21 protein-coding genes are annotated in these 22,886 nt (G+C 70.1%); 15 read left to right on the top strand and 6 right to left on the bottom strand.

The genetic code is table 11. The features are described 5' to 3' along the window. Positions 1-289 precede the first annotated feature (289 nt). The 7 genes from O5O46_RS28180 (at position 290) to pstB (ending at position 8,448) form a co-directional block, all read left to right on the top strand. Positions 290-2,527 carry an RNA degradosome polyphosphate kinase gene (locus O5O46_RS28180; RefSeq protein ID WP_269858422.1) on the top strand — a complete coding sequence of 746 codons (2,238 nt, stop codon included), beginning with the start codon at positions 290-292 and terminating at the stop codon, positions 2,525-2,527. Further along, on the top strand, positions 2,508-3,668 hold the full coding sequence (locus O5O46_RS28175; RefSeq protein ID WP_269858421.1) for a CHAD domain-containing protein: 1,161 nt from the start codon (positions 2,508-2,510) through the stop codon (positions 3,666-3,668). The genes O5O46_RS28180 and O5O46_RS28175 overlap by 20 nt, the downstream gene beginning before the upstream one ends. Positions 3,669-3,745: 77 nt before the next feature. Beyond that, positions 3,746-4,198 carry an NUDIX hydrolase gene (locus tag O5O46_RS28170; RefSeq protein WP_269858420.1) on the top strand — a complete coding sequence of 151 codons (453 nt, stop codon included), beginning with the start codon at positions 3,746-3,748 and terminating at the stop codon, positions 4,196-4,198. A 154-nt stretch (positions 4,199-4,352) separates the two neighbouring features. Further along, positions 4,353-5,483, top strand: coding sequence for a phosphate ABC transporter substrate-binding protein PstS (pstS, locus tag O5O46_RS28165; protein WP_269858419.1), 1,131 nt, complete (start codon positions 4,353-4,355; stop codon positions 5,481-5,483). Positions 5,484-5,586: 103 nt separating this feature from the next. Further along, positions 5,587-6,570, top strand: a complete 984-nt coding sequence (gene pstC / locus O5O46_RS28160) for a phosphate ABC transporter permease subunit PstC (protein WP_269858418.1) — start codon at positions 5,587-5,589, stop codon at positions 6,568-6,570. Continuing rightward, entirely contained in the window at positions 6,567-7,640 is a 1,074-nt protein-coding gene (gene pstA, locus O5O46_RS28155) for a phosphate ABC transporter permease PstA (RefSeq protein WP_269858417.1), read from the top strand. Before pstC ends, pstA begins: the two co-directional genes overlap by 4 nt. 28 nt (positions 7,641-7,668) lie before the next feature. Then, positions 7,669-8,448 carry a phosphate ABC transporter ATP-binding protein PstB gene (gene pstB, locus O5O46_RS28150; RefSeq protein ID WP_269858416.1) on the top strand — a complete coding sequence of 260 codons (780 nt, stop codon included), beginning with the start codon at positions 7,669-7,671 and terminating at the stop codon, positions 8,446-8,448. A 144-nt stretch (positions 8,449-8,592) separates the two neighbouring features. Here pstB and O5O46_RS28145 read toward each other — a convergent pair whose 3' ends face one another. Further along, positions 8,593-9,588 carry an inorganic phosphate transporter gene (locus O5O46_RS28145; protein WP_269858415.1) on the bottom strand — a complete coding sequence of 332 codons (996 nt, stop codon included), beginning with the start codon at positions 9,586-9,588 and terminating at the stop codon, positions 8,593-8,595. A 5-nt stretch (positions 9,589-9,593) separates the two neighbouring features. After that, positions 9,594-10,214, bottom strand: coding sequence for a DUF47 domain-containing protein (locus O5O46_RS28140; RefSeq protein ID WP_269858414.1), 621 nt, complete (start codon positions 10,212-10,214; stop codon positions 9,594-9,596). Between the two features lie 192 nt (positions 10,215-10,406). Between O5O46_RS28140 and O5O46_RS28135 the strand changes: the two genes are divergently transcribed. Then, the gene (locus tag O5O46_RS28135; RefSeq protein WP_269858413.1) at positions 10,407-10,760 is read left to right on the top strand and encodes a metal-sensitive transcriptional regulator; all 354 of its coding nucleotides are present in this window, start codon (positions 10,407-10,409) and stop codon (positions 10,758-10,760) included. 74 nt (positions 10,761-10,834) lie between these two features. On the opposite strand, the gene O5O46_RS28130 is transcribed toward O5O46_RS28135, so the two are convergent. Then, positions 10,835-11,050 (bottom strand): hypothetical protein, encoded by a 216-nt coding sequence (locus O5O46_RS28130; RefSeq protein WP_443072647.1) that lies wholly within the window; start codon positions 11,048-11,050, stop codon positions 10,835-10,837. 426 nt (positions 11,051-11,476) lie between these two features. On the opposite strand from O5O46_RS28130, the gene O5O46_RS28125 reads away from it, so the two are divergent. Continuing rightward, positions 11,477-13,015, top strand: coding sequence for an FAD-dependent oxidoreductase (locus O5O46_RS28125; RefSeq protein WP_269858412.1), 1,539 nt, complete (start codon positions 11,477-11,479; stop codon positions 13,013-13,015). A 28-nt stretch (positions 13,016-13,043) separates the two neighbouring features. On the opposite strand, the gene O5O46_RS28120 is transcribed toward O5O46_RS28125, so the two are convergent. Both O5O46_RS28120 and O5O46_RS28115 read right to left on the bottom strand, forming a co-directional pair. Continuing rightward, positions 13,044-13,739 (bottom strand): phosphatase PAP2 family protein, encoded by a 696-nt coding sequence (locus O5O46_RS28120; protein WP_269858411.1) that lies wholly within the window; start codon positions 13,737-13,739, stop codon positions 13,044-13,046. 204 nt (positions 13,740-13,943) lie between these two features. Beyond that, positions 13,944-14,960: an NlpC/P60 family protein gene (locus O5O46_RS28115; RefSeq protein ID WP_443072643.1), complete on the bottom strand. Its 1,017-nt coding sequence runs from the start codon at positions 14,958-14,960 to the stop codon at positions 13,944-13,946. A gap of 279 nt (positions 14,961-15,239) precedes the next feature. Between O5O46_RS28115 and O5O46_RS28110 the strand changes: the two genes are divergently transcribed. The 6 genes from O5O46_RS28110 to O5O46_RS28085 all read left to right on the top strand — a co-directional run bounded on the left by O5O46_RS28110 (position 15,240) and on the right by O5O46_RS28085 (position 22,335). Further along, positions 15,240-15,548 carry a hypothetical protein gene (locus O5O46_RS28110; protein ID WP_255932164.1) on the top strand — a complete coding sequence of 103 codons (309 nt, stop codon included), beginning with the start codon at positions 15,240-15,242 and terminating at the stop codon, positions 15,546-15,548. An 82-nt stretch (positions 15,549-15,630) separates the two neighbouring features. Then, a complete protein-coding gene (locus tag O5O46_RS28105; RefSeq protein WP_269858410.1) occupies positions 15,631-16,458 on the top strand; it encodes a hypothetical protein in 828 nt (275 codons plus the stop codon). After that, a complete protein-coding gene (locus O5O46_RS28100) occupies positions 16,448-17,752 on the top strand; it encodes a hypothetical protein (protein WP_269858409.1) in 1,305 nt (434 codons plus the stop codon). The genes O5O46_RS28105 and O5O46_RS28100 overlap by 11 nt, the downstream gene beginning before the upstream one ends. After that, complete coding sequence (locus O5O46_RS28095; protein ID WP_269858408.1) at positions 17,749-19,275, top strand: SCO6880 family protein; 1,527 nt, start codon at positions 17,749-17,751, stop codon at positions 19,273-19,275. The genes O5O46_RS28100 and O5O46_RS28095 overlap by 4 nt, the downstream gene beginning before the upstream one ends. A gap of 67 nt (positions 19,276-19,342) precedes the next feature. Further along, positions 19,343-20,707, top strand: coding sequence for an ATP-binding protein (locus tag O5O46_RS28090; RefSeq protein ID WP_269858509.1), 1,365 nt, complete (start codon positions 19,343-19,345; stop codon positions 20,705-20,707). Positions 20,708-20,772: 65 nt separating this feature from the next. Then, complete coding sequence (locus tag O5O46_RS28085; protein WP_269858407.1) at positions 20,773-22,335, top strand: type IV secretory system conjugative DNA transfer family protein; 1,563 nt, start codon at positions 20,773-20,775, stop codon at positions 22,333-22,335. An 8-nt stretch (positions 22,336-22,343) separates the two neighbouring features. On the opposite strand, the gene O5O46_RS28080 is transcribed toward O5O46_RS28085, so the two are convergent. Continuing rightward, positions 22,344-22,853 carry a GNAT family N-acetyltransferase gene (locus O5O46_RS28080; protein ID WP_269858406.1) on the bottom strand — a complete coding sequence of 170 codons (510 nt, stop codon included), beginning with the start codon at positions 22,851-22,853 and terminating at the stop codon, positions 22,344-22,346. Positions 22,854-22,886 lie beyond the last annotated feature (33 nt).

Genomic DNA, 22,886 nt, shown 5'->3' with positions numbered 1-22,886 from the left:
GCGCCCTCGTGGCGGGGCGGTTTTCGTCAGCGGACCCGCACGTCCGCGTGGCGGAAAATCTTTGGGATGCGCCCCGCTAAACAGGACGCCATGTTGCCGTTACCGGTGATTCAAACTGCCTTGCGAGCATCGGTGAATGCAGCCCGCTGTGCCGACCCCACGCGCGCATCGCGACGGACGCCCCCACAAGATGCGACTTCTTGGCCCCGACACGTCCGACCTGCCGGTTTCGCTCCCGAAGCGGGAGAATGGGGAACACCTACCGGAAGTGGAGGAGGCCGGCATTTTGATGCCCGCGCGAAACCCGTCCCCTACGGCCGACACACCTTCCCTGGGCTCCATCGGAGCCCGTCGCAGCCTGGGCGTACCCGACCTGGACGGCGACCCGGACGACGTTCCGGACCTCGGCCAGACAGGCGCTCCCGCCACCACCGCCGCGCCCCGTGCGGCGGAGGCAGAGCTTCCGCCAAGCCGCTTCCTGGACCGGGAGCGCAGTTGGCTGGCGTTCAACGAACGCGTTCTGGAGCTCGCGGAAGACCCCGCGACGCCGCTGCTGGAGCGCGCCAACTTCCTGGCGATCTTCGCCGGGAACCTCGACGAGTTCTTCATGGTGCGCGTCGCCGGTCTCAAGCGGCGCATCGCCACCGGTGTGGCCACCCGGTCCGCCTCCGGTCTGCAGCCGCGCGAGGTGCTGGAGCAGATCTGGAGCCGGTCACGCGAGCTCATGGCCCGGCACGCGGCCTGCTTCCAGACCGACATCGCGCCCGAACTGGCCGGGCACGGCATCCACGTCATCCGCTGGCACGAGCTGACCGAGAAGGAGCAGGCGCGGCTGTTCACCCTGTTCCGCCAGCAGATCTTCCCGGTGCTGACCCCGCTGGCGGTGGACCCGGCGCACCCGTTCCCGTACATCTCGGGCCTGTCGCTGAACCTGGCCGTGGTGGTGCGCAACCCCGTCAGCGGGCACCAGCACTTCGCGCGGGTGAAGGTGCCGCCGCTGCTGTCGCGCTTCCTGGAGGCCGGGCCGCAGCGGTACGTCCCGCTGGAGGACGTGATCGCGGCCCACCTGGAGGAGCTGTTCCCCGGCATGGAGGTGCTGGCGCACCACATGTTCCGGGTGACCCGCAACGAGGACCTGGAGGTCGAGGAGGACGACGCGGAGAACCTGCTCCAGGCGCTGGAGAAGGAACTGATGCGGCGTCGCTTCGGCCCACCGGTGCGCCTCGAGGTCGAGGAGTCCATCGACCCCTACGTACTCGACCTGCTGGTACGGGAGTTGAAGGTCTCCGACGCCGAGGTCTACCCGCTGCCCGGTCCGCTGGACCTGACCGGCCTGTTCGGCATCGCGGCGCTCGACCGGCCCGAGTTGAAGTACCCGAAGTTCGTGGCCGGCACCCACCGCGACCTGTCGGAGGTCGAGACGTCCTCGCCGCCGGACGTCTTCGCCGCGCTGCGCGAGCGCGACGTGCTGCTGCACCACCCGTACGACTCGTTCTCCACCTCCGTGCAGTCGTTCCTGGAGCAGGCCGCCGCCGACCCGGACGTTCTGGCGATCAAGCAGACGCTGTACCGCACCTCGGAGACCTCCCCGATCGTTGACGCGCTGATAGACGCCGCGGAGTCGGGCAAGCAGGTGCTGGTACTGGTGGAGATCAAGGCGCGCTTCGACGAGCAGGCCAACATCAAGTGGGCGCGCAAGCTGGAGGAGGCGGGCTGCCATGTGGTCTACGGCCTGGTGGGGCTGAAGACGCACTGCAAGCTGTCGCTGGTGGTCCGCCAGGAAGGCGACGTACTGCGCCGCTACAGCCATGTCGGCACCGGCAACTACCACCCCAAGACGGCCCGGTTGTACGAGGACCTCGGGCTGCTGACCGCCGACCCGCAGGTCGGCGCGGACCTGTCCGACCTGTTCAACCGGCTGTCCGGCTACTCGCGCCGCAACTCCTTCCGCCGGCTGCTGGTCGCCCCGCGCTCGCTGCGCGACGGGCTGATCTCGCGGATCGAGAAGGAGATCGAGCACCACCGCGCGGGACGCCCCGCGTTCGTCCGGATCAAGGTCAACTCCATGGTGGACGAGGCCGTGATCGACGCGCTGTACCGCGCTTCGCGGGCGGGCGTACCGGTCGACATATGGGTGCGCGGCATCTGCGCGCTGCGCCCGGGCGTGCCGGGCCTGTCGGAGAACATCCGGGTGCGCAGCATCCTGGGGCGCTTCCTTGAGCACTCCAGAGTGTTCGTCTTCGGCAACGGCGGCGAGCCCGAAGTGTGGCTGGGCAGCGCCGACATGATGCACCGCAACCTGGACCGCAGGATCGAGGCGCTGGTCAAGGTCTCCGACCCGGCGCACCGCGCCGCCCTCAACCGTCTTGTGGAGACGGGGGTTTCGGACGACACCGCGTCCTGGCACCTCGGCCCGGACGGCAACTGGACCCGGCACAGCACGGACGCCGAAGACCGTCCGCTACGACACGTACAGGAAATGCTCATCGATGCGCGGAGGCGCCGGCGTGGCCCAGCGACACCCTGACAGCGCTCCGGCCGTCATCGCCCCGGTGGCCGGCCGCACGGCTGGTGAGGTGCTGGCCGGTTACCTCGGCGAGCACGCGGCCGAGTTCCTGCGCGGACTGCGGCTGCGCACCGACGACGAGGCGGCGGGGGCACGCGCGCTGCGCCACGCGTCGCGCCGGATCAGCGCGGTGCTGCTGACCTACGAGCCGCTGGTCGACCCCGGCTGGGCGGAGTCGCTGCGGTCCGAACTGCGCTGGCTGTGCGGCACGTTGGCGCGCGAGCAGCGGTACGGCGCCGATCTGGCCCGGCTGCGCACGGCGTTGCACCGGCTGGTCTCCGGTGTGCCGGGCCCCGACAACGATGCCGGGTCGGTGACCGGTGAGGGTGCGCCGGACAGTCCCGGCGAGCCGGTGGCGGCCGGGGACGGGCCGGGGCGGCGCGGCACCGGTCGGTCGGGCGCCCGGCGCGGACCCGTACTCTCCGCGCCCGCGGCGCCGCAGGGGCCCGCCGGGCCGCCGGGGCGTGGGCCGCTGGCGATCGGGGCGGCACGCGCCGGGGCCTTGCTGGAGCGGCAGTTGACGCTGTCCAGGACCCGGGCGCACTCGGCCACCCTGCAGGCCTTCGGCTCCGCACGGTTCCACGCGGTGGCCGACGCCGTCGCGCTGCTCGCCTCGGATCCGCCGCTCACCTCGGCCGCCTCGGCGCCCGCCGACCAGTTGCTGCCGCCGCTCGCCGAGCACGCCTACCGGCGGCTGGCCGAGGCGGTCGAGGCGCTGCCGCTGGCGCTCGCCGGCTACCCGTACAACACCCACGCGCTGCGGGCGACGCTGGTCGACGCGCCCGTCGACGAGCAGCAGGACCTGCCCTGGCACCAGGCGCGCGGGCTGCTGCGGGTGTGCCGGTACGCGCTGGAGCCGCTGCCCGAGCCGCCGTCCGGGATCCCGGAACCGGGCCGGCTGTACGGTGCCGGGCGGGCGCTGGACCGGCACCGGGACGCCGCCGCTGCCGCCGCTGCCGCCGCGTCGGCCGCCCGTACGCCGCGGATCACCCCGACCACCGGGTACGCGCTCGGCGTGCTGCACGCCGACCAGCGGGCCGAGGTGGAGGCGGCGCGGTACGCGTTCAGCCGGATATGGCTGGGGATCTCCCCGATCGCGTAGCGGCCCGCAGCGTTTCGTCAGGTCAGTCAGCAGCCACGAGCGGCCGTGCAGGCCGCGCTCATCTGTGAAGGAAGGCCATGGGACAGCCCGTCACCCAGACGCCGATCCGTGCCGCGGGGGCGGTGCTGTGGCGTCGTACGCCCGCCAGCGGCCTCGGGCACCGCGAACCCCTCGGCCGGGTGGAGATCGCGCTGATCCACCGGCCGCGCTACGACGACTGGTCGCATCCGAAGGGCAAGCTCAAGAGCGGTGAGGCCGTCGCGCAGGCCGCGCTGCGGGAGGTGAAGGAGGAGACCGGCATGGACTGCCTGCTCGGTCCCCAGCTGCCCGCCTCGTACTACCTGGTGAACGGGCGGCCCAAGGAGGTCCGCTACTGGGCCGCCGAGGCGATCGGCGGCACCTTCCTGCCCAACCGTGAGGTGGATCTCCTGCTGTGGCTGCCGCCGGCCGCCGCCCGCAACCGGCTGACCCACGAGCGGGACAGGCCGTTGGTCGACGCGCTCGTTCGCACGTTGGGCAACATCACGTAACCGGGGCGTACCGGACTGGTGGCCGTATGCCACTCCGATGGGCGAGGTTCACCCTGCGTTCACCAACCCCCGTCGGCCGCTTCATCTGATCTGCTTACTTTCGGCCGTACCGGTGAACCTCCGTCACCGGGCTCCAGGGAAGGAACACTCGAAGGTGAAGCTCACTCGCAAGACCGGACTGCGCTCCTTGGCCGTCGGCGCGATCGCGGTCTCCAGCGCGTTGGTCCTGACGGCCTGCGGATCGGACAACAACAGCGGCTCCAGCAGCCCGTCGGGCGGCTCGTCGAACGCCGCCGCCTCCATCAAGTGCGGTAGCAAGGCGAACCTGCTCGCCTCTGGTTCGACCGCCCAGAAGAACGCGATGGACGTCTGGGTCAAGAACTACATGCAGGCGTGCTCCGGTACGCAGATCAACTACAAGCCCACCGGCTCGGGCGCGGGCGTCACCGAGTTCCTCCAGGGCAGCACCGCCTTCGCGGGTTCCGACTCGGCGCTGAAGGCGGACGAGGTCACCAAGTCGAAGGCGGTCTGCAAGGGCGGCCAGGGCATCGACCTTCCCATGGTCGGCGGCCCGATCGCGGTCGGCTACAACCTGCCGGGCGTGGACAACCTGGTACTGGACGCCCCCACGCTGGCGAAGATCTTCAACTCGCAGATCGTCAAGTGGGACGACCCGGCGATCAAGAAGCTCAACCCGAACGCCAAGCTGCCGTCCACCTCGATCCAGGCGTTCCACCGCTCCGACGAGTCCGGCACCACGGACAACTTCACCAAGTACCTCAAGGGCGCCGCGGCCAGCGACTGGCCGTACAGCGGCGGCAAGGCCTGGCAGGCCAAGAACGGCCAGTCCGCACCGCAGTCCTCCGGTGTGGCCGCGCAGGTCAAGCAGACCGCGGGCGCGATCGGCTACTTCGAGCTGTCCTACGCCACCGCCAGCAACATCCCGACGGTGAAGATCGACACCGGCGCGTCCGCCCCGGTCGCGGCCACCTCCGACGCCGCCTCCAAGATGATCGCGGACGCCAAGGTCGTCGGCACCGGCAACGACCTGGCGCTGAAGCTCAACTACGCGACCAAGGCCGACGGCGCCTACCCGATCACCCTGGTCACCTACGAGATCGCCTGCGACAAGGGCAACAAGCCCGACACCCTGGACGCCACCAAGGCGTTCCTGAACTACATCGCCAGCGACGACGGCCAGAAGGGCCTGAGCAGCCAGGGCTACGCCCCGCTGCCCGCCGAGATCGCCACCAAGGTCCGCTCCGAGATCTCGTCCCTGTCCTGACCGCCTGACCGCCCGGCCGGTCCCGTGCCCACCCACGGGACCGGCCCCATCCGGTGCACCGCCGCCAGGGGCCGACCGCCCCGCCAGACCGGAGCCAATCCCCATGGACATAGTGAACACATCCGGGGAACACCCCCCGCCCTCCCGGCAGCCCGCCGTGACCCGGCCCGGTGACCGGGTCTTCCTCGGCCTGTCGCGCGGATCAGGCATCCTGCTGCTGGTGATCATGGCCGCGATCGCGGTCTTCCTCACCGTGCGGGCGATCCACGCGATCTCGCTGGACCACTCCAACTTCTTCACCACGTTCGAGTGGAACGCCAGCCTCACCCCGCCGTCCTTCGGCATCGCCGTGCTCGCCTACGGCACGGTGGTCAGCTCGCTGATCGCGATGATCATCGCGGTGCCGGTCTCGGTCGGCATCGCGCTGTTCATCACGCACTACGCGCCGCGCAGGCTGGCCTCGCCGCTGGCGTACCTGGTCGACCTGCTCGCCGCCGTCCCCAGCATCGTCTACGGCCTGTGGGGCGGCCTGTACCTGGTACCGCACCTGCAGGGCCTGAACCTGTGGCTGAACGAGTACCTGAGCTGGACCGGGATCTTCCACAAGTCCGACCCGAGCAGCGCGGCCCGTTCGCTGTTCACCGTCGGCATCCTGCTGGCGATCATGATCGTCCCGATCATCACCAACGTCAGCCGTGAGGTCTTCCGGCAGGTGCCCAGGGCGCACGAGGAGGCGGCGCTGGCGCTGGGCGCGACCCGCTGGGAGGTGGTGCGGATGTCCGTGCTGCCGTTCGCCCGCTCCGGCATCATCTCCGCCTCGATGCTGGGCCTCGGCCGCGCGCTCGGCGAGACCATGGCGGTGGCCACCGTGCTGTCCGCGTCGCCGGTGCTCAGCCTGCGGCTGCTCGACCCGGTCGGCGGAACGTTCGCGCAGAACATCGCCGCGAAGTTCGCCGAGGCGGACAACTTCGGGCGGGACGCACTGATCGCCTCCGGTCTGGTGCTGTTCGTCATCACCCTGCTCGTCAACGGCGCGGCCCGGCTGATCATCGCCCGCCGCAAGGAGTACTCGGGGGCCAACGCATGAGCGACGTCGCCTACCAGGACGCGCCCGCCACCGCGCCGTCGCAGTCGCCGCTGGCGCACCGCCGGATACCGCGCTGGGCTCCGGCCGGATTCGCGGTCGCCGCCGTCGCCCTCGGCTGCGGCATCGGCGCGGGCGCCGGTCTCGCGAGCCGTCTGCAGTGGGGCCTGATCTCGCTGCTGCTGTTCATCGGTCTGACGTACGCGATCACCGCGGGCGTCGAGGGCCGCCGTCAGGCGAAGGACCGGGTGGCTACCAGCCTGGTCTGGGCCTGCTTCGTCGTCGCCGTGGTGCCGCTGTACTCGCTGTTGCAGACCACCATCAGCAAGGGCGTGAAGGTGCTGGACGGGAACTTCCTGTCCCACTCGATGGGCGGCGTGATCACCACCCAGCCGGGCGGCGGTGTCTACCACGCGATCATCGGCACCCTGGAGCAGGTCGGCCTGGCCTCGCTGATCGCGGTGCCGGTCGGCCTGCTGACCGCGATCTACCTCGTGGAGTACGGGCGCGGCAAGCTGGCGAAGGTCGTCACGTTCTTCGTGGACGTGATGACCGGTGTGCCGTCGATCGTGGCGGGTCTGTTCATCCTCGCCTTCTGGATCATCATCCTGGGCTTCGGCTACTCCGGCTTCGCCGGGGCGCTGGCGCTGGCGATCCTGATGATGCCGGTGGTGGTGCGCTCCACGGAGGAGATGCTCAAGCTCGTGCCCAACGAGCTGCGGGAGGCGTCGCTGGCGCTGGGCGTGCCGAAGTGGCGCACGATCCTCAAGGTCGTGCTGCCCACGTCGATCGGCGGCATCCTGACCGGTGTCATGCTGGCCGTCGCACGTATCGCCGGTGAGACCGCGCCGGTGCTGCTGTTGGTCTTCGGCAACCAGTTGATCAACAACAACCCGTTCAGCGGTGCCCAGTCCTCGCTGCCGTACTACGTGTACGAGCAGTACACCAACGGCAACGACGCGTCGTTCGACCGGGCGTGGGCGGCTGCGCTGGTGCTGATCGCCTTCGTCATGATCCTGAACCTGGTCGCCAGGGGCATCGCCCGCTGGAAGGCCCCCAAGACCGGCCGCTGAGCCTTACCGCAGAAGAGAAGTGATCCACATGGCCAAGCGCATCGACGTCAGCGGCCTTTCCGCCTACTACGGCACCCACCGCGCCATCGAGGACATCTCGATGACCGTGGAGCCGCGCTCCGTGACCGCCTTCATCGGGCCGTCCGGCTGCGGCAAGTCCACCTTCCTGCGCACCCTGAACCGGATGCACGAGGTCACCCCCGGTGGCCGCGTCGAGGGCAAGGTGATGCTGGACGACGAGAACCTGTACGGCGCCGGGGTGGACCCGGTGGCGGTGCGGCGCACCGTCGGCATGGTGTTCCAGCGGCCCAACCCGTTCCCCACCATGTCGATCTACGACAACGTGGCGGCGGGACTGCGGCTGAACGGGACGGCGCGCAAGAAGTCGGAGCTCGACGGGATCGTCGAGAAGTCGCTCAAGGGCGCCAACCTGTGGAACGAGGTCAAGGACCGGCTGAACAAGCCGGGCGCGGGGCTGTCCGGCGGTCAGCAGCAGCGGCTGTGCATCGCCCGGGCGATCGCCGTGGAGCCGCAGGTGCTGCTGATGGACGAGCCGTGCTCGGCGCTCGACCCGATCTCGACGCTGGCCATCGAGGATCTGATCGGGGAGCTGAAGGAGCGGTTCACGATCGTGATCGTGACGCACAACATGCAGCAGGCGGCCCGGGTCTCGGACCGCACCGCGTTCTTCAACCTGGCGGGCGTGGGCCAGCCGGGGCGGCTGATCGAGATCGACGAGACGCAGCGGATCTTCTCCAACCCGTCCGTCCAGGCCACCGAGGACTACATCTCCGGCCGCTTCGGCTGAGCCGCGCGGTCGCCTGACGCTCGGGCTTCGGATCTGCCTGCGGTGCTGCATGGCGGTGCCACCGCAGGCCAAGGGCCCGCCCCCGGAGGGGGCGGGCCCTGTTTTCCGTCTGGAGGGCCGGGGCGATCCCCGGCGAGGGCTCACTCAGGCGAAGAGGAGCTTGACCACCAGGTACGCCAGTGCGGCGACGCCCGCGGCGGCCGGCATGGTGATGAACCAGCCCAGGACGATGTTCTTGGCGACGCCCCAGCGCACCGCCTTGACCCGCTTCGTCGCGCCGACGCCCATGATCGAGGACGTGATGACGTGGGTGGTCGAGATCGGCGCCTTGAAGATGTACGACGTGATGTAGAGGATCACCGCCGATGTCGTCTCCGAGGCGAAGCCCTGCGGCGGGTCCAGTTCGATGATCTTGCGGCCGAGGGTCCGCATGATCCGCCAGCCGCCCGCGTACGTGCCCAGCGACAGCATCAGCGCGGTGACGATCTTGACCCAGATCGGGATGCCGCTGCCGGACTGGACGCCGGAGATGGTGAGCGCCATCACCACGACACCCATGGTCTTCTGCGCGTCCTGCAGGCCGTGGCCGAGTGCCATGCCCGCCGCCGAGACGGTCTGCGCGACCCGGAAGCCGCGCTTGGCCTTGTGCGGATTGGCGCGGCGGAAGAGCCACAGGATCAGCAGCATCACCAGGTAGCCGACGATCAGGCCGACGATCGGCGAGAGCACCATCGGGATGATGATCTTGTCGATCACGCCCGACCAGTGCACGGTGCTGGCCCCGGCCAGCGCGGCGCCGACCAGTCCACCGAACAGGGCGTGGCTGGAGGACGACGGCAGCCCGTAGTACCAGGTCGTGAGGTTCCAGACGATGGCTCCGGCCAGCGCGGCGAACAGGATCGCCATGCCGTGCCTGCCGCTCGGCGCCTCGATCAGCCCCTTGCTGACCGTCTGCGCGACCCCGCTGCCCAGGAAGGCACCCGCCAGGTTCATCACCGCGGCCATCGCCAGCGCCGCCTTGGGCGTCAGGGCCCGGGTGGAGATGGAGGTCGCGATCGCGTTCGCGGAGTCGTGGAAGCCGTTGGTGTACGTGAAGAAGAGCGCGACGCCGATGACGACGACCAGTGCGAAGGTGTCCACCGCGGTCAGGACTCCTTGACCGCGATGGTCTCCACCGTGTTCGCGACGTGCTCGAACGCGTCGGCGGCCTCTTCCAGCACGTCGACGATCTGCTTGAGCTTGAGTACGTCCATGGCCTCGTACTTGCCGTTGAACAGGTGCGCGAGCAGCTTGCGGTGGATCTGGTCCGCCTGGTTCTCCAGCCGGTTGACCTCGATCCAGTACTCGGTGAGGTTCTGCATCGTGCGCAGGTTCGGCATCGCCTCCGCGGTCAGCTCCGCGGCCCGCGCCAGCACCTCGATCTGCTGCTCGACGCCCTTGGGAAGCTCCTCGATCTGGTAGAGGACCACCAGGTCGACGGCCTCTTCCATGTAGTCCATGATGTCGTCCAGCGAACCGGCGAGGCTGTAGATGTCCTCGCGGTCGAACGGCGTGATGAACGACGAGTTCAGCTGGTGGAAGATGGCGTGCGTCGCGTCGTCGCCCGCGTGTTCCGCGGCGCGCATCCGGTCGGCGATCTCGGCGCGTGCGGAGGAGTCCGCCCCGAGCAGTTCCATCAGAAGCTTCGATCCTGTGACGATGTTGTCCGCTGACGCGGCGAACATGTCGTAGAAGCTCGTCTCCCTGGGGGTCAGACGAAGGCGCACTGGGGGTCCTCGGGGTGCTCTGGGGTCGGTCTCGTCGATGCTAGGTGCATCATCCGGCCACTGCGAAGCGGCGTCATCCAGTGTCGCCCATAGGACAGAGTGCTCCATACAGGTGGGTCCCAACCGGGACCGATTCGGTATCATATACCCGCAGGGGGTATAACGGGCACGCCAGGACCGGAGGACGAGGGCATGACGGTTGACGACACGGCGCGGCCCCCGGCGGACCCCGCCGCCGCGCACTCCTCGGCCAGCCCTCCGGGGCCGCACGGCTACTCCAAGCAGAAGGACCAGCACCTCAAGCGGCTGCGCAGGATCGAGGGCCAGATCCGCGGCCTCCAGCGCATGGTCGAGGAGGACGTCTACTGCGTCGACATCCTCACCCAGGTCTCGGCGGGCACCAAGGCGCTCCAGTCGTTCGCGCTGCAGCTGCTGGAGGAGCACCTACGGCACTGTGTGGCCGACGCGGCGATCAAGGGCGGCCCGGAAGCGGACGCCAAGGTGGCCGAGGCCACCGCCGCGATCGCCCGACTGCTCAGGACCTAGCAGACACCCAACAGACGAAGGATCTAACGGACATTGCGGACTTACCGCACTCCGAAGGTCCACGCGAAGCGGCCTCACCGCACCCGCTGGCCGTGCAACGGCACCCGCGCCGCACCACCACCGGTCCGGCGCACCTCAAGCACCTCGTCTATCCGCGCGGTGCTCAACCGTTCCTCGCTGACCGCCGATGCCGCGATCATCAACTCGCCGCACAGCTCGATCTCGGCGAGGGCCACGCGGTCCTGATGGTCCGTCGTCTGGGACCCGCACGACGACACCACGTGCGCCACCTCCTCGTCCAAGAACGCCGGGGTTCCGGATGTCCAGCCTAGGGAGCGGCGCGCAGGCGGCGCATGGCACGTAAGGACCATTTCGCCCCGCTCTCGAACGCCGGGTTCCGAGCCTCGACACGACCAGGTAGCGTTGTTGCGTGCTCAACCAGCATGAGGACCGGCACACCGAATCCCCCGCCCTGCTCCATCGGACGACGACGGTCGAACGAGGTGCGTTCGCCATGGGCCGCTGCAGTTGCGGCTGGACGGGTCCCGCACGACGGGCCCGGGACAGCGCACGGCGTGACGCGGCACGCCACATCGACACGCCCTGAGCACAGTTGGCGCCCGGCACTCCCTGACGCCGATTGACAGTACGGCGGAACCGTTGACCCGCCGGTCGCAGTCCCCATCCGTAAAACCCCTAGCCAAAGGATGCTGCGGATGGTCGACCGGCGATCACTGCTGCGCGGTAGCGCTGGCCTCGGCCTGGCCGCCGTCGCACTGCCCTCCTGCGCCACCACCGGAGCGGCCCACGCCGCCCCGGTCAACGCCCGCAACGCCAGCGCCAAGGGCGCCTCCGCGCCCGACTGGTCGGCGCTCGCCCGCGGGCTGCACGGCAAGTTGATACGGCCCGCAGACGCGGACTACGACATCGGCCGCAGGCTGTACAACACGCGCTTCGACGGGCAGCGCCCGGCCGCCCTGGCCTACATAGCCAACACCGCCGACATAGCGGAGTGCCTGGCCTTCGCGCGCCGCACCGGCGTCCCGGTCTCCATACGCAACGGCGGCCATTCCTATGCCGGTTGGTCCTCCGGCAACGGGCGACTGGTGATCGACGTCTCCAAGCTGTCGGCCATCTCCGTCTCCGGCGGCGCCGCGACCATCGGCGCGGGCGCCAAACTGATCGACGTCTACAACACCCTCGGCGGGCACGGCGTGACCATACCCGCCGGCTCCTGCCCGACGGTCGGCGTCTCCGGCCTCACCCTCGGCGGCGGCCACGGGGTCACCGCCCGCGCGTACGGGCTGACCTGCGACAACCTCACCGGCGCCACCCTGGTCACCGCCGACGGCAAGACCATCACCGCGGACGCCCGCACCAACGCGGACCTGTTCTGGGCACTGCGCGGCGCGGGCAACGGCAACTTCGGCGTCGTGACCGAACTGCGCTTCCGCACCCACCCCGCGCCCGCCTGCGTCACCGCCTACATGACCTGGCCCTGGTCGAAGGCGACCGCGGCGATCAGCGCCTGGCAGGAGTGGGGTCCGGACCAGCCGGACGAGATCTGGTCGTCGCTGCACCTGGACTGCGCGGCCGGCGGCTCGCCCACCCTGTCGGTCGCCGCCTTCTCCCTCGGCTCGTACTCCGACCTGCAGAACGCGGTGGACCGGCTGGCCCAGCGGATCGGCGGCCCGGCCAGGAGCGTTTCACTGCGCCGCCACACCTACCTCGACGCGATGAACTCCTACGCGGGCTGCACCGACCGCACTCCGAGCCAGTGCCATCTGCCGGGCCGCACTCCGGGGCGCACGCCCAGCGGTCAACTGGACCGGGAGACCTACACCGCGCGCTCCGACTTCTACGACCGTTCGCTGTCCGCGGCGGGCGCGGCCGCGCTGGTGGCCCAGTTGGAGCGGCTGCGGTCGGCCTCCGGCGGCGGTGCGGGCAGCGCCGCGCTGACCGCGCTGGGCGGTGCGGTGAACCGGGTGGCGCCGGGGGCGACCGCGTTCGTCCACCGCCGCTCGCGGTTCCTCGCGCAGTACATCGCCTCCGGCCCGCTGAGCGGGACCGGCTGGCTGGACGGCGCGCACCGGGCGATGCGCCCTTACGCCTCCGGCGCGGCCTACCAGAACTACATCGACCCGACGCTGACCGACTGGCGGCGCGCCTACTACGGCTCGGCCGCCGACCAGCTGGCCGCGGTCAAGCGCAAGTACGACCCGAACCGCCTCTTCGACTTCCCGCAGGCGATCTAGCGGTTCGCGGGGCCTCGCCGCCGACGCGTCAGGCGGCGAGGTCCTTGTCGCACGCCGTCGGCTCCGGGTACGGCTCCCCGCGTACCGGCGCCTTGCGCACCGGCTTGGCGGACCGGACCAGGGCACCCGCCCAGGTCCGGGCGAGCGCCGTCATGGCCGGCCCGAGCAGCAGCATCGCCAGCGGGGCGAGCAGCAGCGCGGTCGCCGTGCCCAGGGCGAAGCCGCCGATCACATCGGTCGGATAGTGCACCCCCACGAACACCCGGGTGAACCCCTCGGCCATCGCCAGGGCGATACCGGTCAGCCCGGCCCTGCGGTGGACCATGAACAGGCCGACGCCGACCGCCATGGTGAACGCCGAGCGGTCGCTGACGAACGAGAAGCCCGACGTGCCGTGCAGCAGCACATCGAGGTTCTGGTGGTCGGCGAACGGCCGGGGCCGCTGCACCAGGGAGCGCACCGGGACGTTCAGCAGTACCGCGATGAGGGCAGCGAGCCCGGCCCACACCACGCCAGCAACGGCCGACGGGGCGTCATCCCCCTGTCGCCGGGCGCCCCGCCACCAGCTGACCAGCAGCAGCACCGCCATCGCCGCGACCAGACCGTACTGGCCGGTGAACTCAACCGTGCGGTCCAGCCAGCCGGGGGCGTACCGGGCCAGGTCGTTGATGTTGTAGAGCAGACCGACGTCGGGGTTCTGACCGTCGAACGCCAGCTCGTTCATGGTGAGCCGCCCCTCCGCCTAGTAACCGATCGCCGGTCGCGCACCAACCCCCGTTGTCGGCACAGTTCGTTCGTCGTTCCATTGAACGGGCAACACGGCAGGAAGCGTTCCGCCCTTACCGGAAGATCACCAGGAAGTTATACAAGGGAGACCCCGGCGAGCCCACCAGCGGCCACGGCTTGACCGCCGGTGACCACCGCCCCGTCAGTGCGACGCCGACGGCGATGGCAGGGCCTGCGCCCCGGCCTGCGTCACCCGTGTCGCGCCGATGTAGTCCGGTACGTCGATCGGGTCGAACCGGATGCTCGCCCCTGTGTGCGGAGCATCGATCATATAGCCGCCGCCGACGTAGATCCCCACGTGATGGATGCTGCGCGGGTCCGTCAGATCGGTGGCGAAGAACACCAGATCGCCCGGCAGGAGTTCATCACGACCGGGATGTGGACCGGCGTTCCACTGGTCGTTGGCCACCCGCGGCAGCTCGATCCCCACCGAGTGGTAGGCAGCCTGCGTCAACCCCGAGCAGTCGAACCGCCCGCTGTCCGCGGCCGTCCCGGTACCGCCCCACAGGTACGGCGTGCCCAGCTTCGACTGGGCGAACTCGATCGCACCGGCCGCCTGCTGCGTGGGCGGGACCCGGCCGACCGGCGCCGAGAAGCTCTGCGCCAGGGTGCGGATCGACTTCACGTAGTCCCGGGTCTCGGCGTACGCCGGGATGCCCTGGGCCGCGATGACCGCATAGGCGCCCGCGTTGTAGGCGGCCAGCATGTTGTCGGTGTTGTCACCCGGCACGCCCTTGACGTCCTGGGCGAGTTGGCAGTCGTACGCGGCGGCCGACGGGATCGCGTCGGCCGGATCCCACACGTCGGGCTTGCCGTCGCCCTTGGCGTCGATGCCGTGGGTGGCCCAGGTGTCGGGCATGAACTGGGCGATACCCTCGGCCCCGACACCGCTGCGCGCGTTGGGGTTCCAGCCGCTTTCGGTGTACAACTGGGCGGCCAGCAAAGGCGGACTGATGGCGGGACACATCGTGCCGTACCGCTCCACCAGCGGCTGGTACGCCGCGGGCACCGCGCCCGGCGCGAGACCGACCGCGCCGCCACCGCCGAGCAGCGACGCGGCGGCCGAATAGGTACCGATGACCAGCAGCGCGAGGAACGAAAAGCACACCCCGACGGCGATGGTGACGATGAGCCAGGTCTTGCGCACTGTCCCGCCCAAGACGGCGTCCCTCCCTCGCCCCACATGCCGGTTCGTTGCTCTGAGCTACTTACCGTGATACACACAGTAATGACTACCGTAGGCTTCACAGTAGGCCCGGGGCCCCGTCGGACACCGGCCTGGGCCCCAGTGTGACCGTCAAGTCGCGAATCACACGGGGAATCCGCCGAGAAAGTCGCTCAGTCGACATCCACTGGCGACATTGTCGGCCAATATAGAGTCTGGATCCTTGCGCCTCCGCAAGGGTCCCAACTGATCATGCGGGGCGGTGAGTTATCCATGTTCCTGGCAGCCGGCAAAGGCGACATCAACACCATCATCGGCGGGATCGCACCAAACTGGGGTCCCTTCGGCAACCTCGGGAACGAGGCACGGGTGATGGTCGAGGTCGTGATGGCGGTGGCCATCCTGCTCTGCCTGGCGATCGCCATCTGGGGCGCGGCCAAACAACGCATCGGCGCCACGGCGCTACGCGATACGTTCAGCGCCGAGCAGGGTAAGGGTCTGATCATCGCCGGGCTGACCGGCGTGTTCATCATCGGCTCGCTCGGCACCCTGTTCACGATCGTGTACGGGATGGCGGTCTAGCCGCACCCGCGCCCCCAACGCCTACGTACGCCCCCGAAGGGCCCGTCCCCGGCCCCCAATCCCCCATCTAGGCTGCGTGCTGATGCCCACTCATCCGAGCCACCACGACCCTGACGACGCCACCACCACCCGGACCCGGCTGCCGGAGGGCGAGTCCGCCGCCCTGGCGGCGGGCCGCCGACCCGTCCGCACCTCACGGACAATGGTGACCGTCGTCGGCGTGGTCGTGCTCCTCATCGCGGCACTGGCGTTCGCCACGAGGGGGTCGTCGGGCGGCGGCACGGGCAACGGGAGCGACGGCGCCAAGGGCGGTGGCCAGGCCGCCCCCACCGCGCCCACCGGAGTACGGCCGGTGAGCGGCAACACGTCGGGCATCGCCACCGGCTTCCCGAAGACCCAACAGGGCGCCCAGTCCGCCGCCGCGAACTACGCGGTGGCGCTGGGAGGTGACGGGATGTTCAAGACGAACACCCGGCACGCCGTCGTCGACGCGGTGTACACCGCCGACGCCGCCGCCAAGCTGAAGCCGACTCAGGACCAGGCATACTCCAAGGACTTCCTCAGCAAGCTGGGGCTCGACGCCAACGGCAACCCGCCGTCCGGGATGACCTTCATCTCCCGCACCATTCCCGTGGGCACCAAGGTCGAGCAGTACGGCACGGACACCGCCACCGTCTCCGTCTGGTACACCGGCCTGATCGGCATGGCCGGAAACAGCTCCACCGACCCGGTCCACACCGACTGGATGACCTGGACCTTCAACCTGGTGTGGACGGGCTCCGACTGGAAGGTGGCCAGCGACTCGCAGAAGAACGGCCCGGCTCCCGTCCCCGGCGACGACACCGCGGCCACCGCGGCCGACATCGCCAAGGCGGTCTCGCAGTACGGAGGGTTCACCTATGCCAGGTAGGCCGCGTTACCGCATCGCCGGGCGGGTCGGAGCGTTGGCGGCCGTCCAGGCCGGGCTGGTACTGCTCGCGACGCGCGCGTGGGCTGCGCCGACGCCGAAGCCGTCCGGGTCCCCCTCGGTCTCGCCGAGCCCCAGCACCGGCTGCGTCAACGCCGGTCCCGTGAGCGCCTACTGCCAGGGCGGCACGGGGAACACCGGACCCAGCGCCCCCAGCCTCACCTCCACCCTCGACCCCCTCTCCTCGCTGGCCAAGGGCTGTGCCGACGCCGCCTCGTGGATCGTGGAGAAGCTCAGCCACCAGATCACCTCCACCTCCCAGGTGGACTTCACCAACCCCACCTTCCTGCGCCAGTACGCCGTCGTCTTCGCCGCCTCCACGATCCTCACGCTCGTGCTGTGGCTGCTCGCCGTCGCCAAGCGCGCGGTGCGCGGCGTACCGCTCACCGAGGCGCTGAGCGAGGCCGTCGGCTTCCTGTGGCTCACCGTGCTCGCCTCCGCCTTCACCCCGCTGGTCCTCTACACCGTCGTCTCCGCCGTGGACGCCGTCACACAGGTCATCGGCTCGGGTACCGGCGCCCACAGCGACGTGTTCTTCGGCGCGTTCTCGGACGCGCTCAAGAAGGGCAACAGCATCGGCGGCGGCCCAATCATGCTGATCGTCGTCTCCCTCGTCTCGGTGGTCGCCGCGGGCGTGCTGTGGATGGAACTCGTCATTCGCGCCGCCCTCCTCTATGTCGGCGCGCTGCTGGGCACCGCCGTCTACGCGGGCCTGGTCGACAAGAACATGTGGCACCACGTACGCCGCTGGGCCGGAGTCATGATCGCGGTGATCCTGGTGAAGCCGGTCATCGTGGTCGTCCTCGGCCTCGCCGGAGCGCTGTCCGGGTCCGGCGGCCCGACGTCGTTCTCCGCCGTGGTCTCCGGCCTCGCCATCATCTTCCTGGCCATCTTCGCCAGCGCGATGATCTACCGCTTCGTACCGGGCTTCGGCGACGACGTGGTCAAGCTGCGCGGCGACCACAAGGCCGCCGGCAACCCGGCCGCCGCCCTCATCTCCTCGCCCGCCGCCCTGGTCAAGCAGGGCATCAAGACCCACAGCACCCGCGGCGTCCCCCAGGAGCAGACCGCGTCCGGCGGCACCCAGCCAGCCGGCGCCGTCTCCGGCGGCATCGCCGCCCACAGCACCCGCGGCGGCAACACCCCGGCCACCCCTCCGGCCCCGGCGCCCGGCCGCGCCCCCTCGCCTCCCGCACCACGCACGTCAGACGTTAAGAACGGAGGGGACCGGTCGTGACGACCCAGCCGATCGCGCAGCGCCGCACCTACCTCATCGGCAAAGCGCGCCCGAACGCCATCGTCGGCAAGAACCGCGACACCGGCGAGATCACTCTGCTGGTCATCGGGGCGTTCATCGGCATGGTGTGGGGACTGGCCGTCACCATCCTGCCGCTGCGCATCGCCGGGCTGATCGGCTTCCCGCTCATGGCCTTCGCCGCGGTCTTCATGCCGTACCGGGGCCGCACCTTCTACCGCTGGTTCGAGATCAACCGCAGCTACCGCCGCACCCTGCGGCGCGGCGCCACCTACCGCTCGGCCGCCTCCGAGGCGGGCACCCGGCTGGACGGCCGGGAGGTGGAGGTCGGCCCGCCGCCCGGCATCGGCCAGGTCCACTGGCTCGCCGCGCCGTTCGGGCCGGACGAGATCGCGGTACTGCTCCACCTCGACCGGCGCACCGTCACCGCCGCCATCGAGATCGAGGGCCCCGGCGTCGGACTGCGCGACAGCGAGGACCAGGAGGCGCTGGTCGAGCGCTTCGGCACACTGCTCAAGCACGTCGCCAACGGCGACGGCTTCGTGACCCGGCTGCAGATGCTGGCCCGTACGCTGCCCGCCGACCCCGACGCGCACGCCAAGGACGTCGCCCAGCGCGGGGACGACAACTCCCCGGCCTGGCTGCGCGGTTCGTACGACCAGTTGCAGTCGATGGTCTCCACCTCGTCCGAGCAGCACCGCGCCTACCTGGTCGCCTGCATGCACTACACCCGGGACCTTGCCGCCGAGGCGCAGGCCATGGCCAAGGCCACCGGACACACCCGGGACGAGGGCCTGGCCATCGTCATGGCCCGCGAACTCAACGACATCTGCGCCCGCCTCACCGAGGCCGACATCCGGGTTCGCCAACCACTCGGCCAGGCCAGGCTCGCCTCGCTGCTGCACTCGATGTACGACCCGGACCACCCCATCGACCACATCCAGGCGATGACCCGCCGCAACGCCTGGCCCGCCGAACTCGACGCCACGCAGCCCACCTACCTTCAGGCCAAGACCCGCGAGTCGACCACGAGGGCGCCCTGGTGCCACGCCACCGCCTGGGTCAAGGAGTGGCCGCTGACCCCGGTCGGCGTCAACTTCCTCGCCCCGCTGCTGGTCCACACCCCGGACGTGATCCGTACCGTCGCCGTCACCATGGACCTGGAGCCCACCGACGTGGCGATCGAGCGGATGCTCACCGAGAAGACCAACGACGACGCGGAGGCCAGCCGCGCCGCCAAGATGAACCGGGTCGTCGACCCTCGCGACGTCGCACACCACACCCGGGTCGACCAACGCGGCGAGGACCTCGCCGCGGGCGCCGCCGGAGTGAACCTGGTCGGCTACATCACCGTCTCCGCCCGCTCTCCCGAGGAGTTGGCCCGCGACAAGCGCACCATCCGCGCCTCCGCCGGAAAGAGCTATCTCAAACTGGAGTGGTGCGACCGCGAGCACCACCGGGCCTTCGTCAACACCCTGCCGTTCGCGACCGGCATCCGCCGCTGAGGGGATGGCCACCATGCACAGCACCAGCCGTCCCACCGGCAGTCGGTAAGGAGAGCGCGTCATGGCCATGCTGGATCCGATCTCCGTCATCACCGACGCCTTCACCAGCTTCCTCTTCGGCAGGGTGGAGACCACCCGACTGCCGGTGCGTACCTCCACCGGCCAGGCCCAGGCCGTCTACCTGCCGACCGCCGCGCCCGGCCTCGGCGACTCCGGCGTGATCATCGGCCGCGAGGTGTACTCCGGCAAGGGTTACATCTACGACCCGTTCCAGCTCTACGGCCAGCAACTCCCCGCCCCGCACTGGCTGGTACTGGGCGAGTCGGGCAACGGCAAGTCGGCGCTGGAGAAGACCTACGTACTGCGTCAACTGCGGTTCCGCGACCGGCAGGTGGTCGTACTGGACGCGCAGGGCGAGGACGGGGTCGGCGAATGGAACCTCATCGCACAGCAGTTGGGGATAACACCCATCCGCCTCGACCCCATGTCCGCGCTCGACGGCGGCATCAAGCTCAACCCCCTGGACCCGTCGATCACCACGACCGGCCAGCTGGCGCTGCTGCGTACGATCATCGAGGTCGCGATGGGTCGCGGCCTGGACGAACGCTCCGGCTTCGCGCTGAAGGTCGCGCACGCCCACGCCGTGGAGTCGGTCACCGAACGCCAGCCCATCCTCACCGACATCGTGGAACGGCTGCGCCACCCCGCCGAGGTGTCGGCGGAGTCGATGAACGTCGACATAGACGACGTACGGGCCTGGGGCCTGGACGTGGCACTGGTGCTGGACCGGCTGGTCGACGGTGACCTGCGCGGCATGTTCGACGGTCCGACGACCGCGGGAATCGACCTTGACGCCCCGCTGATCGTCTTCGACCTGTCGCACATCGACCGCAACTCGATCGCCATGCCCATCCTGATGGCGATCGTCGGCGTCTGGCTGGAACACACCTGGATCAGGCCCGACCGGGTCAAGCGCATCTTCCTGGTGGAGGAGGCCTGGCACATCATCAACAGCCCGTTCGTCGCCCAGCTCTTCCAGCGGCTGCTGAAGTTCGGCCGCCGCCTCGGCCTGTCGTTCGTCGCCGTCGTCCACCACCTGTCCGACGTGGTGGACGGAGCGGCGGCCAGGGAGGCCGCGGCGATCCTCAAGATGGCGTCCACCCGCACCATCTACGCCCAGAAGGCCGACGAGGCCCGCGCCACCGGACGCGTACTGGGCCTGCCACGCTGGGCGGTGGAGATCATCCCCACGCTGACACCCGGCATCGCGGTGTGGGACGTCAACGGCAACGTACAGGTCGTCAAGCACCTCATCACCGAGGCCGAACGCCCCCTCGTCTACACCGACCGGGCGATGACGGAGGCATCCGCGGAACGCACCAAGGCCGAGGTCGACCTGGAGAAGCAACTCGCCGACGACGCGGTGGCCTGACCGGCGACCCTGGCACCAACCGCGGCACGGTGGCGTGACGAGTGACGGCACGAACGGGTGAGGGCATGACGCAGCAGCGCCGCGAGGGCGGCATTCCGGACGGCCTGCTGGTGGCCATCATCGGCTTCCTGCTGGCTGTGACCGTCCTGGTGTGGACCGGCACCGGACTGAGCGGGCTGATCGCCCACGGCCGCTGGCCGAACGACCTGCACTTCACCCGTACACCGGTGGCGATGCGCGAACTCATCAGCGAGCCGAAGGACATGTCCGCCGCCTGGCCCCAGGTCCCGACCGCCGACCTGCCCCGCCCCGGCCTCTTCTGGGGCGTGTTCATCGGCGAACTGCTGGTCCTGCTGGTGCTGACCGGCTTCGTCATCGGCACGCTGACCCGCTACCGCGCGGTACGGGCGGCGGCCAGGCAGACGAGGGCCGCACCGCCCGCCGCCCACCCCACCCCGCTGCCCCGGCAGAATCGCACGGAGACGGCACCACCCGAGCCCGCGGTCGAAGCCGTGCCGCACGACGGGGAGTTGCCGGTGCGCACGGCCGAAGTACCGTTGGCGGTACCGGCCGAACCCCCGGCCCCTGCCGTCCCTGTGGTGCCAACGGCGCCAGCAGCGCCCGTGGCGCATCACGCGGACCGGTTGCCGGGCGGCCAACTCGTCGGCAGCCATGTGCTGTTCGCCAGTCCGCGCGGCAGCGACAAGGGCAAGCGCGTCATCGAGCCCACCGTCCTGGACGCCGAGGGACCGGTGATCGTCACCTGTGCCGACGACCAGACCTGGCAGCAGACTGTCAGCGCCCGCGCGAAGCTCGGCCCGGTCCATCTCTTCGACCCCGAGCACCTGGTCGACGCCCCGGGCCGGTTGCGCTGGGCCCCGCACCACGGCTGCCAGGACCCGGCCATCGCCGCGTCCCGGGCCCGCGCGCTGCTGGCCCCGCTGCGCACCCACGACGTGACCGCCAACGACGCCGCCGTAACCCTGCTGCGCTGCTGGCTGCACGCGGCCGCCGTCGACGGCCAGCCGTTCCGGCAGCTGCACCGCTGGGCGTCCGGCTCCGGTGCGGCCGACCCGGTGCGCATCCTGCGCACCGCGCGGGACGCGGCGAGCGGCTGGAGCGGTGATCTGGAGGCTACCCTGCACGCCCATCCGGAGCGCCGGGACACCGCGCAGGGCCTCATCCAGCAGGCACTGTCCGGCCTCAACTCCATTCACATCAGGGACGCTTGCAACCCGGGACGAGCTGATGGGCTCGATCTGGAATCGTTTGTGAACGAGCGGGGAACGCTGTATGTAGTGGGTGAGCCGCGCGAGGACCCGCGAGCCCACCCGGGTGCGATGCCCCTGCTCACCGCACTCGTATCAAGCGTGGTCGAGCACGGCCGGCGCATGGCCGCAGGGTCATCCCCCGGTCGGCTCGACCCACCAATGACCTGCGTCCTCGATGACATCGCGACGCTCGCCCCGATCCCCGAACTCCCGGCCCTGATGGCCGAAGGGCCTGCGGCGGGGATCCCGGTGCTCGCGGTCCTCCGCTCCGAGGAGCAGGCCAGGCACCGCTGGCCCCGCCAGGAGGCCGAATCGATCTGGCGATCGGCCAACTCCCGGCTCAGCGAGGGGCGTTAGTCAAACGGTCAGTACGGACGCGCGAGCTCCATCTCGTACCCGGTGATGGACGGGTCCGGTGGATGCGGCGCGGATACGCCGGTCTTGCTGAACCCGAGCCGGGTGTAGAAGGCGAACGCCCGCGGATTCGCACCGGTCACCCACAACCGCACCCGCTCAACCTCACGCTGCCGCCATGACCACTCAACGGCCGCCCGCAGCAGGCGCTCCGCGGTACCGCTCCCCCGCACATCAGGCCGTACGTACATCCCGACGACATGGGTCTGCGGGGTCGGATACTCGGTGCCGGTCTCCATCAACACGGTCGCCGAACCGACCCAGAGGCCGCTGCCGTCCTCGGCCACGAATCCGGTGCTCTGCTGGGCACGGCGCTGCCACTCCTCGTCGGTCAGCGCCACCTCGCACTGGTAGGTCGAGGCGAACGCGAGACGCGCCACCGGGTCGCTCAGCGCCGCGAGGCGAAGTTCCTTGATCCGCCGCCACTCTTCGGGGGCCGCTGTCCGGATGCCGTATACCATCCGGGGATCATCGCACCGGGCGCCGTGGCGGGG

Origin of the sequence: Streptomyces sp. RPT161, assembly GCF_027533845.1 — a bacterium.
GTDB classification, from domain to species: domain Bacteria; phylum Actinomycetota; class Actinomycetes; order Streptomycetales; family Streptomycetaceae; genus Streptantibioticus_A; species Streptantibioticus_A silvisoli_A.
Note: the sequence above shows the minus strand (reverse complement) of the source record. Positions and strands in the feature narration are given on the sequence as shown.